The following is a 16,965-nucleotide window of genomic DNA, read 5'->3' as shown; positions in this document are numbered from 1 at the left end:
TATTTATTCATGCAATTGATTGATAATATGTTCCGTAATCTTTATAAATATGTTTCTAATCTTATCGTTTTTTAAAACAACAGGTATTCCTAAATCCGAATATTCTCGTATTTTTTGCAACATAGGAATTTCTCCAAGAAAAAAAATATTCATTTTTTTTGAAAAATCTCTGACTCCATTTTTTCCAAAAAAAAAATATCTTTCTTTAGTTTCTTTTGAAGGTGAAGGAAAATAAGACATATTTTCTATAATTCCAAGTATAGGAACATAAATAGATTTAATACGAAACATTCCTACAGACCGATTTACATCTGACAAGGCTATCTTTTGAGAGGTACTTACTATAACAACCCCTTTTAATGGAATCTCTTGCAAAAGAGATAAATGAATATCCCCTGTTCCTGGTGGTAAATCCACAATTAAAAAATCTAATTCCCCCCAATTAGTTTCATGCATAAATTGTCTCAAAACTTTAGTTACCATGGGCCCTCTCCAAACAATAGCCTCTCCATATTTTGAAAAAAAACCTATAGATAGAATTTTTACTCCATAACTAGTAATAGGATTTATAATTCCATTTTTATGTTGTAAACTAACAGATTTATTTTCAATATTAAACATTAATGGAATAGAAGGGCCATAGATATCCGCATCTAATAATCCAACATGAAAACCCATATGAACCAGAGATACTGCAATATTTGTTGCTATTGTAGATTTTCCTACACCTCCTTTTCCAGAAGCTACAGCTATTATATTTTTTATTACAGGTTTTATTTTTGTCTCTGATTTTATTTCTGTTTTTATACGTATTGTATCTAAAATATTTTGATTTCTTATAGAATGGGTAATATCTTTAATGAGTTTGTTTTTTATATGCATAGCAGGATTGGATAAACTCAAATGAATTCTTATTTCATTATTTAATAAATCTATTTTTTTTACCCAACCAGATTCTATAATATTTTTATTATCAATAAGAATAACATTTTTTAACGCTTTTTCAATTTTCTTTTTCATACACGCATCATATATTATATTATTTAATTATAAACACTATTCACAATAGTACAAAAAAAATGGTTAGATTTAAAGAAATTCTAAAAATAGAATGAATTTCTGTACCTATAAGTTTCATTCTTTTCATACAATGATCATAGTTTTTAGATGGGAACAGTTTTTAGAGACTATGTTTTTAAGAAAACTTTTTCTTTCAGATAAAGAAAAAGTATTTTTTTTATCATTGTCAGAAAAACGAAAAAGAGAATTTTTAAGTATACGTTATGTTTTGAGGTATATAGGAATAAAAATGAATATTTTTTATAATGAAAAAAGAAAACCTTTTCTTTTTCCTGAAGGAAAACATATTTCTTTAAGTCATTCTTTTGAAAAGATAGCTATAGCTATAAGTTCTTATCATATAGGAATAGACATAGAAAAATTACGAAAAGACAAAAAAATATTTAAAATAAAGAAAAAATTTATTAGAGATGATGAATCTATTTTTATTCATCCAAATTATGAAGAAGATTATTTGCATATTATATGGGGAATCAAAGAAAGTTTATATAAACTAGAAGGAGGAATTTTTTATAATTTTTTAGATCATTATAAAGTTTCTCCTTTTTGCCTTAAAAAGGATTCTTGTGTGTCATGCTGGATTATAAAAAATTCCTATAGTAAACGGTTTTCTGCTTTCTATAGAAAAATAGAAGAACATTACTTAGTTTATATTATAGACATAGACAATAAATGAATATGATAAATGATTGGATAGATATACTTTTATCCCCCTATTATCATTATAGTTATTTTCACATAATTTTAGAATTTACGGCTGTAGCATTTACAATATTTAGTGTTTTTTGTGCTCAAAAAAATAATGCATGGGTATATCCAATAGGAATAGTCAGCACTATTATATATAGTTATTTAACTTTTTATTCTTCTCTTTATGGAGATTTTATTATTAACTTGTATTACACGTTGATGAGTTTTTATGGATGGTATGCATGGATATATAAAAAGGATAAAAATAATAAAATCCCTATTACTTTTTGTAATAAAAAAGATTATTTTTATACCTCTATTTTATTTTTATTCACTTGTACTTTCAGTATGATGGTTTATTTTTTTTATGGAAAACTTCAATCTCATTCTGATTGGATGGATATATTAACAACGGGTATTTATTTTTCTGGAATGTATCAAATGGCTATGAAAAAAGTAGAAAATTGGATATTTTGGATGGTGGGAAATGGAATTTCCGTACCTCTTTATTTTTTTAAGGGTTTTATATTAACAGGGATTCTATTTATTGTTCTTGTTATCCTAGCTATAGGAGGGTTTTTTCTTTGGAAGAAAAAAGCACTCAATCAAATTTTATCATAATTTTTTCATTAATAGATTCACAACGTCATTAACGTGATTGTATTCTTTTTCTGTTTTTTTTTGCATATCTTTCATTTTGATTTTGTTTTTATTGATTTCATTTTTTCCTATACTAATAACAAATGGAATATTGTTCTTATTCGCATATCTAAATTGTTTTCCTATTTTATCCGTATTAGGATATAATTGAGTAGAAATTCCTTTTCTTCTAAAAAATTTAATTATTTTGTATGCATACAAAACCTCTTCATTTCCAAAATTAATAAACAAAACTTTTGAAGAACAATTAGAAATAGTTTGAAACAAATTTTCTTGTTCCATTGCTAAATAAATTCTATCCAAACCTAAAGAAATTCCTACCCCAGAAATATTATTCATTCCAAATAAATTAGCTAATTTATCATATCGACCTCCTCCTCCGATAGAAATAAAACTCCTATTGTGAAATGGAACAATTTCTAATATTGTACCTGTATAATAATTCATTCCTCTGGCTAAAGAAAGATTCCATTCCAATTTTGTATTTTGTAAAGAAATATTCTTTATATTCTTGTAAATAAAACTCAAATCGCGGATCCCTCTTTTCCCTTTTTCAGAATCTTGTAAGGCTATGGTTAAATGTTTTTTTTTATTATAGAAATTTTCTTCCATATCGAAAAAAAATGATACTTTATCAAATGATTTAGATGAAATTCCTTTGTTCATCATTTCTTTTTTAACTAAATCTCGTCCAATTTTATTCCATTTATCTAAAGATGTTGTAAAATTTTTCCATAAATCATTTTCTATGCCAGCTATTTCAACTAATCCTCCTAATACATCTCTATGATTAATGTAGATAATTATAGGAAAATTTAATTGAGTAAAAATTTCGTCACAAAGTTGAATTAATTCTATTTCCTCCCATAAAGACCAAGAGAATGATATCATATCTGCATCACATTGATAAAATTCTCTCAATCTTCCTTTTTGAGGGTTATCTGCACGCCATACAGGTTGTATTTGGTATCTTTTAAAAGGAAAAATGATTTCATTTTGATGCATTACTACATAACGAACAAAAGGAACCGTTAAATCATATCTGAGAGCTTTATTAGACATATATTCAGTAAAGAATTTTACAATATGATCAACATTTTTATTATTTTCGATTTTTTTTAAAAAATCGAAAATTCTCTTTTTTAAAAAATTACCTGAATGTAACAATTTAAACATTAAAGAATCTCCTTCTTCTCCGTATTTACCAACGAGAGTGGAAATATTTTCAATAGAAGAAGTTTCTATAGAATCAAAACCAAAAAGCTCAAATTGTTTTCGAATCGTTTGAACTAAATAATTTCGTTTACTCATCTCAATAGATGAAAAATCTCTAGTCCCTTTGGGAATATTAGGAAACATTAATCAAACTCTTGATTTGTATTATTTTCTTTTTTACGAATCCTATTTTTTAATATTTTTTCATTTTCATTGTATGAAATAGGAAGATCAAAACTATTTTTTAACATATATTTTTTATGTTTTTTTTCGATAAAAAAATTTGAATTTATAGATTGATCAAAAATGTTTTGTTTTTGGTTCGATGAAAAATCGTCTTTTTTATTTTTTTTCTTATTATAATAAGATTTTTCTAAATGACTTGATTTTGAATAATTTTTTGAAAAAAAAGGATCAATTCGTTTAGAATAAGAATGGATTTCTTCCATTTTATTTAATTTTTGTTCATAAGGTTCTTCTAACCTATGAAAAATTTTTTTTTCTTCGTGATTAATCGCTCTCTGTATTTCCGTAGGAAACCCCGTTGCCACTATAGTAATTGAAATACTTTCTTCCAAAACCTCGTCTTCTCCTAAACCCATAATAATATTGGCATTGTTTCCTGCTTCAGATTGTATATAATCACTGATAATTCCTATTTCATCTATCGTAATTTCTATTTTTCCTGAAACAATAAGAAGAAGAACATTTTTAGCTCCCGTAATCTTATTATCATTTAATAATGGAGAATCTAAAGCTTGTACAACAGCTTCTTTTGCTCGATTTTCTCCAACAGCAATCGCCGATCCCATAACAGCTGTTCCACTTTCTTTTAAAACGGTTCTTGTATCTCTTAAATCTATGTTTTGTTTATAATGATGAGTGATGACTTCTGCAATGCCCTTAGCTGCAGTAGTTAAAACTTCATCAGCTTTTGCAAAACCGGCTTTAAATCCTAAATTTCCATATAATTCTCTTAATTTATCATTATTAATCACAATGAGTGAATCCACATTTTTTCTTAATGCTTCTATTCCTTTTTGAGCTTGTTGTAATCTCATTTTTCCTTCAAAATGAAATGGAATTGTAACAATTCCTACAGTCAAAATTCCTTTTTCTTTAGAAATTCCTGCAATAATTGGAGCTGCACCAGTTCCTGTACCACCACCCATTCCTGCTGTTATGAAGGTCATTTTAGTGTTAGAATCTAAAATACTTTTTATTTCCTCCAAACTTTCTAATGCAGCCTTTTCTCCTACTTCTGGATCTGCTCCAGCTCCAAGTCCTTCTGTAATAGAGGCTCCTAATTGAATTTTTATAGGAACTGGATTATTATTTAATGCTTGTGCATCCGTATTACACGCTATAAAATCGACCCCAGTTATTCCTTGTTCAAACATATGACTTAAAGCGTTACTTCCTCCTCCTCCTACTCCAATTACTTTAATAGAAGCTGAACGGTTTTTTGGAAATTCCAATTGAGCGTTTTCTTTTTTTTGTATAAAATCTTCTTTTTTCATTTCATGGTTTATTATTCTGTATCATTCAATATTTTACGGAACTTATCTGCCCAAATTTCAAGAAAAGATTTTGATTTTGTTTTATTTTTTTTCTTTTTATAGTCCTCATCATAATTTAATCTACGATTTTTATTATAAAATTTTGTAGAAATCAATTCAGAATTTTCATCATGTCTATGTGCTATATCTGCTGTTGTACAAAGATATTTTTTTTTATCATCAAGTCCTTTAATTATTAAACCTATAGACGTGGCATATTCTGGATTACTTATCAAACCGTTTTTTCCTCCTGAAATGTGTTCATTAGAATACCCTATACGAACGTCCATTCCAGTAATATATTCTGTTAATGGACGAATATGTTGAAGTTGAGAACCTCCACCTGTCATTACTAATCCTGCAATAAGTCTTTTCTTTTGTTCTTCATTTCCATAATTTTTTATTTCTACATTTACTTGTTCCAAAATTTCACATACTCGTATATGAATAATTTGGGAAAGGTGTTTTAAAGAAATTTCTTTAGGTTCACGACCTCTTAATCCAGGAATACAAACAATTTCCGTTTCCTTATTTTCTCCTGGCCATGCAGATCCAAATTTTATTTTTAGTAATTCTGCTTGCCGTTCAATAATCAAACAATCTGTTTTTATATTTTCAGTTATGACATTTCCTCCAAAAGGGATCACGGCAGTATGCCGGATAATGTTATCTTTAAATATAGCAATATCCGTAGTTCCTCCTCCTATATCCACTAAAGCAACACCTGCTTCTCTTTCTTCGGTACTTAATACAGCTTCAGCAGAAGCTAAAGGTTCTAAAGTCATTCCAGCTAAATTCAAACCTGCAGCTTTTACACATATCCCAATATTTCGTATAGAAGAAATTTGCCCTACTACTACATGAAAATTTGCCTCTAAACGACTTCCATACATTCCTATCGGTTCTACTATTTCTGCTTGACTATCTACTTTATATTCTTGTGGGAGAACATGAATGATTTCTTCTCCTGGTTGCATAACTAGTTTATGAACTTGATCTATTAATCTTTGTATATCTTTTTGACTGATGACATTTTCAAAATTTAATCTAGTAATATAATCATTATGTTGTAGACTTCTAATATGTTGCCCTGCTATTCCAACAATAACTTCTTTTATTTTTAAACCAGAACTATGTTCGGCTTCAGATACTGCTTCATGAATAGCTTCAATGGTTTGAGTTATATTGTTTACAACTCCTCTATGCACACCTACACTTTTAGATCTACCTATCCCTAGGATCTCAATTTTATTATATTCATTTCTCCTGCCTACCATAGCTACAATCTTCGTGGTTCCCACATCAAGACCTATAGCTATATCTTGATATTCCATAGACTTATCTTTTTTTTGCGACTACTTGGTCTTTATATTGCAAATCAATACTTTTGTATTGATTCATATCTATTCTATTTAGGTACTGCTTATAAAATGCTTTTAATTTATTCAATTTATTTTTAAAATTTTTTATATTTCCTAATATAATATGATGATTTCCGATTTTCGGAATTAAAATAAATGAATTTTTATTATTTTTTTTTATGCTAATAATTTGGTCTTTTAATAATTCATCGGAGTTTATGAATTTGACTAGATTTGTTAAATATTTTTTTTCTTCTTTTGAAAAAAGTCCTTTTGCTAAGATGACTTTTGATGAATAAAAAGAAGAAAGTTCTAAATTTTCCGCATCTTTAGTAAGATAATATTCTTGATTTCCATTTTTTATTCTTAATATGGGTTCTTTTTGCAAAATTTTAATATTAAGAGTCCCATCTACACTAAGAAATACTTCAGATTTTTTTATAAAAGGGTAATTATTTAATTTTTTTTCCATTCTCAATATACATAATTGACCGATTTTTTTTTCAATTTTTTTTGTTTTATAAAATAGAATATTTTTAATAATTTCTTCATTTACAAAATGATTTTTAGATAATGGATCAATGATAATATTAAATTTTTTTAAAATTTTGTTTTGGTGTGTTTTTTGAGAAAAATAAAAAAGCGATATCATACAAATCATATATAATAATAAAATAATGATAAAGAATTTTTTATTATTTTTCATTTATTTATCCATATCGTTTATACAACCATTCTTTAATAGGAATAATTAAGGTGTCTATATTACCAGCTCCTATTGTCAGAATAATATCAAAATTTTTTTTTTCAATTTTTTCTAAAACTTTGGACAGAGTAGATATTTCTTTAGAACTCATTTTAATTTTTTTTAACAAATTATTCGAATTAATCTTATTTATGGGAAATTCTCTAGCTGGATAAATATCTAGTAAAATTAAAATGTCAAGACGTTCTAAACTTTTTGCAAAAGATTTTTCAAAAAATTTAGTTCTACTGAATAAATGAGGTTGAAAAATACCTAATATCTTTTTATTTGGAAAACATTTTCTTACAGTATTAATCAAAGCATTGATTTCTGTCGGATGATGTGCATAATCGTCTATATATATCTTTTTTGAAGATTGATAATGAATGGAATATCTTCTTTTTATCCCTTTAAATAAAAATAAAGCTTTTATGATTTTATTTTTAGGAATTTTGAGATAGTCAGATATGGCTAATGCTGCTGTAACGTTTTTTAAGTTATGTTTACCTGGAATAGGTAAAGGTAAAGATCTCCATGTTTCTGTAGGAGTATGAAAATCAAAATACCATTTATTTTCTTTTATATAAAAATGATTGGAATAATAATTTTCTTTTTTTAGCACTGAATAATATATAGCGTTATTAGATCGAAAAAATTCTTCTCGGAAAAGAAATATTTTTTTATATGGTTTTTTTATTCTATTTGAAAAAGTTATATAAGCCTTTTTCAAGGCTTCTTTTATTGGATAAGTATCTACATGATCTTGGTCAAAAGAGGTTATACATGCTATATTGGGAGATAAGTATAAAAAAGAATGGTCAAATTCATCTGCTTCTACCAAAAAAATTTTTTTTCCATTACATACATTATTCAATATTAAATTAGATTTATAATTTTCAGAAATTCCTCCTAAAAAAGCAGTAACATTCATTCCAACACTATATAAAATGTGTCCTAATAAGGTACAAGTAGTTGTTTTTCCATGTGTTCCTCCTATGGCTATACAAATATCATTTTCTGTAATTAAAGCTAATACTTGAGAACGTTTTTTTATATTTTTACCATATTTTTTTAAATACATCCATTGTTTATGATGATTAGGAATGGCTGGGGTATACACAATCAAACATTGTTTGGATAATACCCATTTGGGTAATATTTCGATACTATCATGATAATTTATAGATATTCCTTCTTTTTCTAATTCTTTTGTCAGAAAAGTTTTACTTTGATCATGACCATAAACAGTTTTACCCATAGTATGAAAATATCGAGCCAGGGAACTCATCCCCATTCCTCCTATTCCTATAAAATAAAAAGAATCAATTTGGTTTAAGTTCATAAAATAATTTGTAAAATCTCGTTTACAATATCGCTCGTTGCTTTAGGTTTTCCTAATTCTAATACATTTTTACTCATTTTTTTTTTCATACTGGAATCATTCACTAATTCTATAACAGAATTCACCAGTTTTTGCTCAATTTCTTCATTTTTTATAATTAAAGCCGCTTCTTTTTCTTCTAATATTTTAGCATTTTGATTTTGATGATCATTAGAGGACGAAGGAAAAGGAATCAATATATATGGTTTTCCTATCAAACATATTTCTGATATAGTTAAAGCCCCAGCTCTAGATACAATAATATCCGCCGCAGCATAACATATAGGAATATTTTCAATAAATTCCATGAAAATAATATTCGAATGATAAGACATTTTATTTTTTTTAACTTTATGAAGATCGAATTTTCCTACTTGCCAAATAAGTTGCATATCCAATTCTATTATTTTGTTTAATCCTTTTATCCAAGCATTATTCATACTATTTGACCCCTGACTTCCTCCTATAGATAAAATAATAGGTTTTTTAATTTTTAATCCTAAATGAATACAAGCTTTTTCTTTACTAGGCAATTGTAATATTTCAGATCTTACTGGGTTTCCAGTTATGATTGTTTTTTCTTCTGGAAAAAATTTTTTCGCTTGATCATAAGCAATACATATCTTATTTGCGTAACGAGAGAATATTCTATTGGTTAATCCAGGAAAAGAATTTTGTTCTTGAATCAGAATAGGGATTTTATTTTTTCTTGCCGCATATAAGGTAGGAAAACTTACAAATCCTCCTGTACCAATAACTATATTTGGAGAAAATCTTTTAATGATTTTATTTGCCAAAAAAAAGCTATATATTAGTTGTATAGATAAAATAAAACCTGATATAGAAAAAAATTTATCTTTTCCACCTGAAATACAGATTTCTTCAATAGAATATCCAAATCTAGGGATTTCTCGCATTTCCATATGATTCTTAGATCCAATAAATAAAATATTTATTTTTGGGATTTTTTTTTAAGTTCATTAGCAATAGCTATTCCCGGATATATGTGCCCTCCGGTCCCTCCACTTCCAATAATAACTTTGGGTGTATTGTTCATGATGAGTTATAATTTATTTATTTGTATTTTAGTGGTGTTAGTTGAATTTTTATATATCATTCGACTGACACTTAATATGATGCCAAAACTAAAAAAAGTAACCCACATAGAAGTTCCTCCAGCACTTATAAGCGGCAAAGTTTGTCCTGTAACTGGGAATAAACCAACAGCTATTCCCATATTAATTAGCGCTTGATTTATAATAGGATAACCAACAGCAAATACCAAAAGAGAACAAAAATAATTTTGTACTTTCGTAGCTATTATCATAATTCTCATTAGAATTAGTATATAAATGAATAAAAGGATTACACCTCCAACAGATCCATATTCTTCTATTATAATAGCATAGATAAAATCTGAAGAAGATTGTGGGAGAAAAGCCTTTAAAACACTTTTTCCAGGCCCGCATCCAAATTTATTTCCTAAAACGATTGCCGTTTTAGATTGTTTCATTTGATAACTTTCTTCAGATTCATGATCCAAAAATTTTTCAATACGACTTTTCCATGTATAAACTCTGTTCATAGGGTTTCCCCATTTTATAACAGAATAAATATATATTCCTGCCAATAAAATACCCATTAAAAAAACTCCTATAATACTAGTAAATGGATATCCTCCTATAAAAAGTAAAATTAAAACGGAGATGAAAACAATAACAGCAGTAGAACCGTTAGCAGGAAAAATAAGTCCAATGATAAAAAATATTGGAAACAACAAAGGAAAAAAAGAATTTATAAAATTTATTCTTTCTTTCTTTTTTTGAGCTAAATATCTGGCACAATAGATGAAAATAACTAATCCAGCGATGCTGGAAGTTTGAAAAGATATATTTATTATAGGAATATGTAACCAACGAGAAGCATTCACTCCATCTAATTCTTTTCTTTGACTCATCGTGAAAATTAATAAAATGAATACTATAGGCATGGAAAAAATAGACATACGGTAAAAATATTTATAGTCTATAAATTGAGTAAAAAAAAGGATACAAAATCCAACTAACAAAAAAAGAGCATGTTTTAATAAATAACTAAATACTGTATTTGTCCCTCCATATGTAGTAACTAAGTTTGTGCTAGCAGAATAAACTGGTAAAAAGGAAAATATAGCCAACAAAGAGATGAAAGCCCATAAATATCTATCTCCTTTTATATATTTATTTAAAAATAGGTCTATTTTTTCAGAAATTTTCATAAATCAGTTTCCTTACTTCTTGTTTAAATTTATTTCCTCTTTCCTTGTAATCCTTAAAAAGATCAAAGCTAGAACAAGCAGGAGATAATAAAACGTTATCTCCATGAGAAGATAATACATAAGCCATATAAACAGCTTTTTTAATACTTTTTGTTTCTAAAATAATATCAATGATATTTTGAAAAAAGTTTATAATTTTTTCATTGTTTTTTCCTAAACAAATTATAGCTTTCACTTTTTTTTTAACTAAAGGAATTAATTCTATATAATTATTCCCTTTATCTTCCCCTCCTGCTATCCATATAATAGGAGCATTTGTGCTTTTTAATGCATAAAAAACTGCATTTACATTAGTAGCTTTAGAATCATTAATGAATTGGACTCCATTTATATTTAGTATTTTTTCCATACGATGTTCTATAGATTTCAATTTTAATAGCATGGAAATTATTGATTCTTTTTTTACGTTTAATATTTCGGATATAATTAATGAAACCATAATATTATAGAGATTATGATCTCCTGTTAAAGGAATATCTTTTACATTTATAAAACATATTTCTTGATTTTTTTTATTTCGAATAAATATTTTGTGATCTTTTATATAAGCGCCTATATGTAATTCTTTTTTTATAGAAAAAGGAATACAATGAGACAAAATGGTATATTTTTTTAACCCCTCTCTTATAATAGGATCATCATAATTATATATGAAAATATCTTCTTTTTTTTGAAAAGTTGCTATTCTAAATTTAGAATCAATGTAATTATCAATATTATCATATATATTTAAATGATCTCTTGTTATATTTAATAATACTGCAATATTTGAACGAAAGTTCAAACAATCATCTAACTGAAAACTACTCATTTCCAATATATAAACATCTTTTTTTTTATGACTTCTTTAGAAAAACTATGTCCAATATTTCCTGCTATTCCTACATTCATTCCTTTTTTTTTAAGTATTTTATAAGTAATGGAACAGGTTGTTGTTTTGCCATTACTTCCTGTAATTCCGATTACATAAGAATTTTCAATATAACTTTTACCGAATTCTAATTCGGATTGTATAGGGATTCCTAAAAAATTGATTTTTTTGATCAAAGGATTATTTTTATAAATCCCAGGACTTTTTATCACTTTAATAGCATTTTGAATGATTATATTCTCTGAGTGTCCTTTTTCTTCAAAGCTAATTTTATTTTCTATTAAAATTTTTTTGTATTTATTTAGAATAATTCCAGAATCCGATAAAAATATTTCTAATCCATTTTTCTTAGCTAATAAAGCGGCCCCAACTCCACTTTCTCCTCCCCCTAATATAACTATGAATTTTTTTTTCATTGCTTATTCTTATTTATTAATTAATAAAATAAATACTAACATAGAGAGCATCATTTGTATAATAATAAAACGATTAAAAATTTTATTTTCATGATATCCTAGTTTTTGAAAATGATGATGCAAAGGAGCCATAAGAAAAATTCTTTTTCCTATACCATATTTTTTTTTAGAATATCTAAAATATAATATTTGCATGATCACAGAAATATTTTCTATAAAAAAAATTCCACACAAAATAGGCAATATTAATTCTTTTCTATTAATAATAGCTAATGTAGCGATAACTCCTCCTATAGTTAAACTTCCAGTATCTCCCATGAAAATTTGGGCTGGATAGGTATTATACCAAAGAAAACTTATTAAAGATCCTAAAAAAGAAAAAGAGAATATGATAATTTCTTTTATATGAGGAATATATATAAAATGAAAATAGGAGGAATATATTTTATTACTAGAAATTATAGATAACAAAGATAAGGTTGCAAAAATAATAGAAGAAATTCCAGCTGTTAATCCGTCTATTCCATCAGTTAAATTAGCCCCATTGGATAAAAATGTAATAATAACAATAACAATAGGAATGAAAACAATCCATGCATATTTTTTCCATTTCTGATTATACCAACTCAAAAGATAGGCATAGTTAAATTCATTATTATGATATATGGAAGAAATAATGGGAATAGTGGTCTTGAATCCGTATTCTTTTTTTTTCAAAAAGTGTGAATTTTTTGATTCTATTTTTTGTTCCTGAATAGAAATGTTTGTGTTAAAATACATAGTGATTCCAATAAAAATTCCTAATAAAATTTGACTGAATATTTTTCCCATTATACTAAGTCCTTTTTTATTATGTTTTATTTTAATATAATCATCTATAAATCCAATACACCCCATATACAATGTAGTTATTATCAACATGAATACATATACATTGTTTAATGTAGAAAGGAATATTGTAGGAATTAACGTAGAAAATATGATAACAAGACCACCCATGGTCGGGGTTCCTTCTTTTTCCTTTTGACCAAAAAGTCCAAGATCTCGTATCTTTTCTCCTATAATACTATTTTTTCGATTCCAACATATAATTTTTTTATACAAAATAAAAGCTATACAAAACGATAAAAAAAAAGCAATAATAGCTCTGTAAAAAACAGAATTTATATTGACAAAAAAAGAGATATAAATCAAATATTTTAATTTAAAAAAGTTAATCATCTTACTTCTCGTAAGTTTTTAATAAATCTTGAGCAATTTTCATATCATTAAAAGAATAACGTATTCCTTTTATTTCTTGAAAAGTTTCATGTCCTTTTCCAGCTATCAGAATAACATCTTTTTTTTTAGCAATTCGAATTGCAGCTTGAATAGCTTCTTTTCGTTTCACAAAGGTTAAAATAGATTTTTTTTTTATATATGATCTAAAATTTTTCATGTCATTGAATATTTTATTCATATCTTCATTTCTAGGGTTATCTGATGTAAAAATAGGTATATCACATGTTTCATAAACAATTTTCCCCATTAAAGAACGTTTCTTTATATCTCTATTCCCTCCACAACCTATGATACAAATTAATTTTTCATCATTTTTTTTTATAATTTTAAGAGTATTAAAAATAGATTTTAATCCATCTGGATTATGTGCGTAATCTACAATAATATGAATCCCTGAATTGGATATAAATTGCTCAAAACGCCCTTTTATAGGTTTAACATATTTTATATTTTTCAATATATCATCTTTTTTTTTCCCTAATAAAATAGCTGTAGCATAACCAGCTAATAGATTATAAATATTAAATCTTCCTATTAAATGGGTAAAAATTTTATGACCATCAATCAGTAATAGATTTCCATCAATGTTTTCTTTCAAAATTTGAATTTTAAAATTTGCATTTTTTTTTATCCCATAAAAATAGGTTTTAGCTAAAGTTTTTTTTATTATTTTATGCGAATTTTCATCATCTGAATTAATTAAAGCAAAAGCTTTTTCCGATAAATTTTCAAAGAAAAGTTTTTTAATAGATAAATAACGATCAAAAGATCTATGATAATCTAAGTGATCATGTGTAATATTAGTAAAAACTCCTCCTCTAAATAATAACCCTGTAATTCTTTTTTGATGTATTCCATGTGAAGTTACTTCCATAAAAGCGTATTTACATCCTTTTTGTATTGAAATATTTAAATATTTATTAATATCAATAATATTTGGAGTTGTATGTGTAGTAGAATATTTTTTAGATAATATTTTTATACCTATAGTAGAAATAAGAATATTTTTTTCTCCCATTTTAGAAAATAACTGATGAAGAATCGTAGCCACAGAGGTTTTTCCATTTGTCCCGGTAATTCCTATTAATTTTATTTTTTTTGTAGGATCATCATAGAAATTAGACGAGACAATTCCTAAGGCTTCTATAGAATTTGGAACAAGTACATAGGTAATATGTTTATAAATGGGAAAAGAACTTCTCTCACAAATTATAGTATTAGCACCTTTTTGGATAGCATCTATAATAAATTGGTGTCCATCTGTTATTTTTCCTTTTCTAGCTACAAAAATCATATTGGATTCTACTATTCTGGAATCCATAGCAATTCCTTCTATAAATTGAGAAGTATTTTTTCCTATCATTTTTAATACATGTACTTTTTTCAAAACATCTTTTAATAGTTTTTTCATTCTTCTAATTTCAAAAATATAATCTGATTTTTTTTCAATTTTTTTCCTGGCTGAACAGATTGAGTCACCACTTTTCCTATTCCTTCATATTGTATATGAAATCCCTTATTTTCTAATATAGGGATGATTTCTTTTCCAGGAACAGATATTATATCCGGCATAACCCATTGATCAATCAAAAAATTTTTTGATTCTATAATTTTATTGAGTAATTTTTTATTTTCTTTTTTTTTAAAGAGTATTTTTTTTCCTATTCTAGGATAAATGGATTTAGCAATTTTATCAAATACAGGAACGGCTACCTCAATCCCGTAATATCCTTTTTCTGGTTTAGAAATGACAACAATACAAGAATATTTTGGATTTTTGGCAGGAAAATATCCTACAAAAGAACTATTGTAAGATAAAGGTTTTCCTTTCATCCAATAATTTAACTGTGTTGTCCCCGTTTTTCCCGCATAAGGATATTCTGGATTATAATATTTCTTAGCAGTTCCATTTTTTACGACCCCTTCTAACATGTTTTGAATTTTGATCAAAGAAGATTTTTCAGCTATAGAAGGGTTCATAACAATAGGTTTTGTATATTTTTTGATACTTTTTCCATGATGTTTTATTTCTCTAATAAATAGAGGTTTAATCATTTTTCCCTGGTTAGCAATCGCATTGTAAAATGTAAGTATTTGTAAAGGGGTTAGTTTAATATTATATCCAAAAGTCATCCATGGCAAGGTAATGCTACTCCAATTTTTTTTTCCAGGTTTTGGAATGAAAGGGAGGCTTTCCCCCGGAATATCAATTCCTATTTTTCTATCCAATTTCCATTTATGTAAGTGTTCTATGAATTTTTCCGGATTTTCTTTATAATTTTCATAAATAATTTTTGCTATTCCCACATTTGAAGAGAATTCTAAAATTTGCTTTGGATTCATTTCAACATATCCATTATAATGACTATCCCGTATTTTTTTTCCTCTTAATTTCATAACTCCTCCTTTGGTATTGATAATCATATCTACATCTATTTTTTTATCTTCTAAAGCAGCAAGAATAGCCATTGTTTTAAAAGTAGAACCAGGTTCACTTCCTTCCCATACTGCAAAATTTCTTAAATCTTCGTAAGTATTTTTTTTTGTTTTTTCCAGATTGATCATAGCAGGAATTTCTCCGCTTTTTACATTCATCAAAACCACACAACCATGATCTGCTTGAGAAATAGATAATTCTTGAAGTAACGCATGATAAGCTATATCTTGTAAATATATATCTATAGTAGAATAAACATCTTTTCCATTTTCTGGACGAATCTCGTTTTCTGATTTCAATGGTTTCCATATTTTAAAACTCATACGTTGTTCTAATCTTTTTCCATCTTTTCCTTTTAAATATTTGCTAAAAGCCCCTTCCAGTCCAGCTTTTCCTCTATGATCATCATATCCTAATGTTCTTTTTCCAATATTTTCCAATGTGTGAATTCTGCATATTTTTTTTTCTACAATAAAACCGCCTCGTATTTGTCCCTTATTGAAAATGGGAAAATTTCGTAATTTTTTAAAATGTGGATAATCTAAATTTTTTGCTAATAAAAAATATCTATTTCCCTTTTTTTTTTCATTATGAAATTTTTTATAGAAAAAAAATTTTGGTTTTCTAAATAAAAATTCTAAAGAATCACATAAAGAATAAATATTTTCTTTAAATAATTTATCAGAGATGGACAGAAAATCAATGTGAATATCATATCTGATCACAGACATTGCTAAAATACTACTATCTGACGCATAAATATTTCCACGTTTAGCCTTAATTAAATTGGTTCTAATCGTTTTGTCTATAAAATATTTTTTATATCCTTCTGAATAATTTTGAATATAGAATAAATTGAAAATAATTAGTGTAGCAATAAATATGAAGAAAAAACCAACTAAGTAAGATTTATATAATAAAATATATCTTTTTTCTTTCATTATTTATTTTC

14 protein-coding genes and 1 pseudogene are annotated in these 16,965 nt (G+C 26.4%); 2 read left to right on the top strand and 13 right to left on the bottom strand.

Translation table 11 applies throughout. From position 1 onward, the window contains the following. Nucleotides 1-3 precede the first annotated feature (3 nt). A complete protein-coding gene (locus tag H0H64_RS01330; RefSeq protein ID WP_185857551.1) occupies nt 4-1,020 on the bottom strand; it encodes an Mrp/NBP35 family ATP-binding protein in 1,017 nt (338 codons plus the stop codon). A 91-nt stretch (nt 1,021-1,111) separates the two neighbouring features. On the opposite strand from H0H64_RS01330, the gene H0H64_RS01325 reads away from it, so the two are divergent. Further along, nucleotides 1,112-1,756, top strand: a complete 645-nt coding sequence (locus H0H64_RS01325) for a 4'-phosphopantetheinyl transferase family protein (RefSeq protein ID WP_185857550.1) — start codon at nt 1,112-1,114, stop codon at nt 1,754-1,756. Between the two features lie 5 nt (nt 1,757-1,761). Beyond that, the gene (pnuC, locus tag H0H64_RS01320; RefSeq protein ID WP_185857603.1) at nt 1,762-2,391 is read left to right on the top strand and encodes a nicotinamide riboside transporter PnuC; all 630 of its coding nucleotides are present in this window, start codon (nt 1,762-1,764) and stop codon (nt 2,389-2,391) included. Here the strand turns inward: pnuC and hisS are convergent. The 12 genes and pseudogenes from hisS to H0H64_RS01265 all read right to left on the bottom strand — a co-directional run bounded on the left by hisS (nt 2,386) and on the right by H0H64_RS01265 (nt 16,954). After that, nucleotides 2,386-3,789 carry a histidine--tRNA ligase gene (gene hisS / locus H0H64_RS01315; RefSeq protein ID WP_185857549.1) on the bottom strand — a complete coding sequence of 468 codons (1,404 nt, stop codon included), beginning with the start codon at nt 3,787-3,789 and terminating at the stop codon, nt 2,386-2,388. The two genes, pnuC and hisS, sit on opposite strands and share 6 nt — an antisense overlap. Then, a complete protein-coding gene (gene ftsZ, locus H0H64_RS01310; protein WP_185857548.1) occupies nt 3,789-5,165 on the bottom strand; it encodes a cell division protein FtsZ in 1,377 nt (458 codons plus the stop codon). Before ftsZ ends, hisS begins: the two co-directional genes overlap by 1 nt. A gap of 11 nt (nt 5,166-5,176) precedes the next feature. Beyond that, nucleotides 5,177-6,538: a cell division protein FtsA gene (gene ftsA, locus H0H64_RS01305; protein WP_185857547.1), complete on the bottom strand. Its 1,362-nt coding sequence runs from the start codon at nt 6,536-6,538 to the stop codon at nt 5,177-5,179. A gap of 4 nt (nt 6,539-6,542) precedes the next feature. Continuing rightward, the gene (locus H0H64_RS01300; protein WP_185857546.1) at nt 6,543-7,271 is read right to left on the bottom strand and encodes a cell division protein FtsQ/DivIB; all 729 of its coding nucleotides are present in this window, start codon (nt 7,269-7,271) and stop codon (nt 6,543-6,545) included. Between the two features lie 4 nt (nt 7,272-7,275). Next, the gene (murC, locus tag H0H64_RS01295) at nt 7,276-8,652 is read right to left on the bottom strand and encodes a UDP-N-acetylmuramate--L-alanine ligase (protein ID WP_185857545.1); all 1,377 of its coding nucleotides are present in this window, start codon (nt 8,650-8,652) and stop codon (nt 7,276-7,278) included. After that, nucleotides 8,649-9,614: an undecaprenyldiphospho-muramoylpentapeptide beta-N-acetylglucosaminyltransferase gene (gene murG / locus H0H64_RS01290; RefSeq protein ID WP_262887094.1), complete on the bottom strand. Its 966-nt coding sequence runs from the start codon at nt 9,612-9,614 to the stop codon at nt 8,649-8,651. Before murG ends, murC begins: the two co-directional genes overlap by 4 nt. A 29-nt stretch (nt 9,615-9,643) precedes the next feature. Next, on the bottom strand, nt 9,644-9,748 hold the full coding sequence (locus tag H0H64_RS03120) for a glycosyltransferase (RefSeq protein ID WP_262887093.1): 105 nt from the start codon (nt 9,746-9,748) through the stop codon (nt 9,644-9,646). Nucleotides 9,749-9,754: 6 nt separating this feature from the next. Next, nucleotides 9,755-10,948: an FtsW/RodA/SpoVE family cell cycle protein gene (locus H0H64_RS01285; protein WP_185857544.1), complete on the bottom strand. Its 1,194-nt coding sequence runs from the start codon at nt 10,946-10,948 to the stop codon at nt 9,755-9,757. Continuing rightward, a pseudogene (murD, locus tag H0H64_RS01280) lies at nt 10,935-12,295 on the bottom strand (UDP-N-acetylmuramoyl-L-alanine--D-glutamate ligase). Before murD ends, H0H64_RS01285 begins: the two are co-directional and overlap by 14 nt. Before the next feature lie 9 nt (nt 12,296-12,304). Then, a complete protein-coding gene (mraY, locus tag H0H64_RS01275) occupies nt 12,305-13,516 on the bottom strand; it encodes a phospho-N-acetylmuramoyl-pentapeptide-transferase (protein ID WP_185857543.1) in 1,212 nt (403 codons plus the stop codon). Between the two features lies 1 nt (nt 13,517). Further along, nucleotides 13,518-14,987, bottom strand: a complete 1,470-nt coding sequence (locus tag H0H64_RS01270; RefSeq protein WP_185857542.1) for a UDP-N-acetylmuramoyl-L-alanyl-D-glutamate--2,6-diaminopimelate ligase — start codon at nt 14,985-14,987, stop codon at nt 13,518-13,520. Then, nucleotides 14,984-16,954, bottom strand: coding sequence for a penicillin-binding protein (locus tag H0H64_RS01265; RefSeq protein WP_185857541.1), 1,971 nt, complete (start codon nt 16,952-16,954; stop codon nt 14,984-14,986). The genes H0H64_RS01270 and H0H64_RS01265 overlap by 4 nt, the downstream gene beginning before the upstream one ends. Between the last annotated feature and the right edge of the window lie 11 nt (nt 16,955-16,965).

This window comes from Blattabacterium cuenoti (assembly GCF_014251635.1).
GTDB lineage: Bacteria > Bacteroidota > Bacteroidia > Flavobacteriales > Blattabacteriaceae > Blattabacterium > Blattabacterium cuenoti_S.
This window is presented reverse-complemented; position numbering and strand designations above follow the sequence as displayed.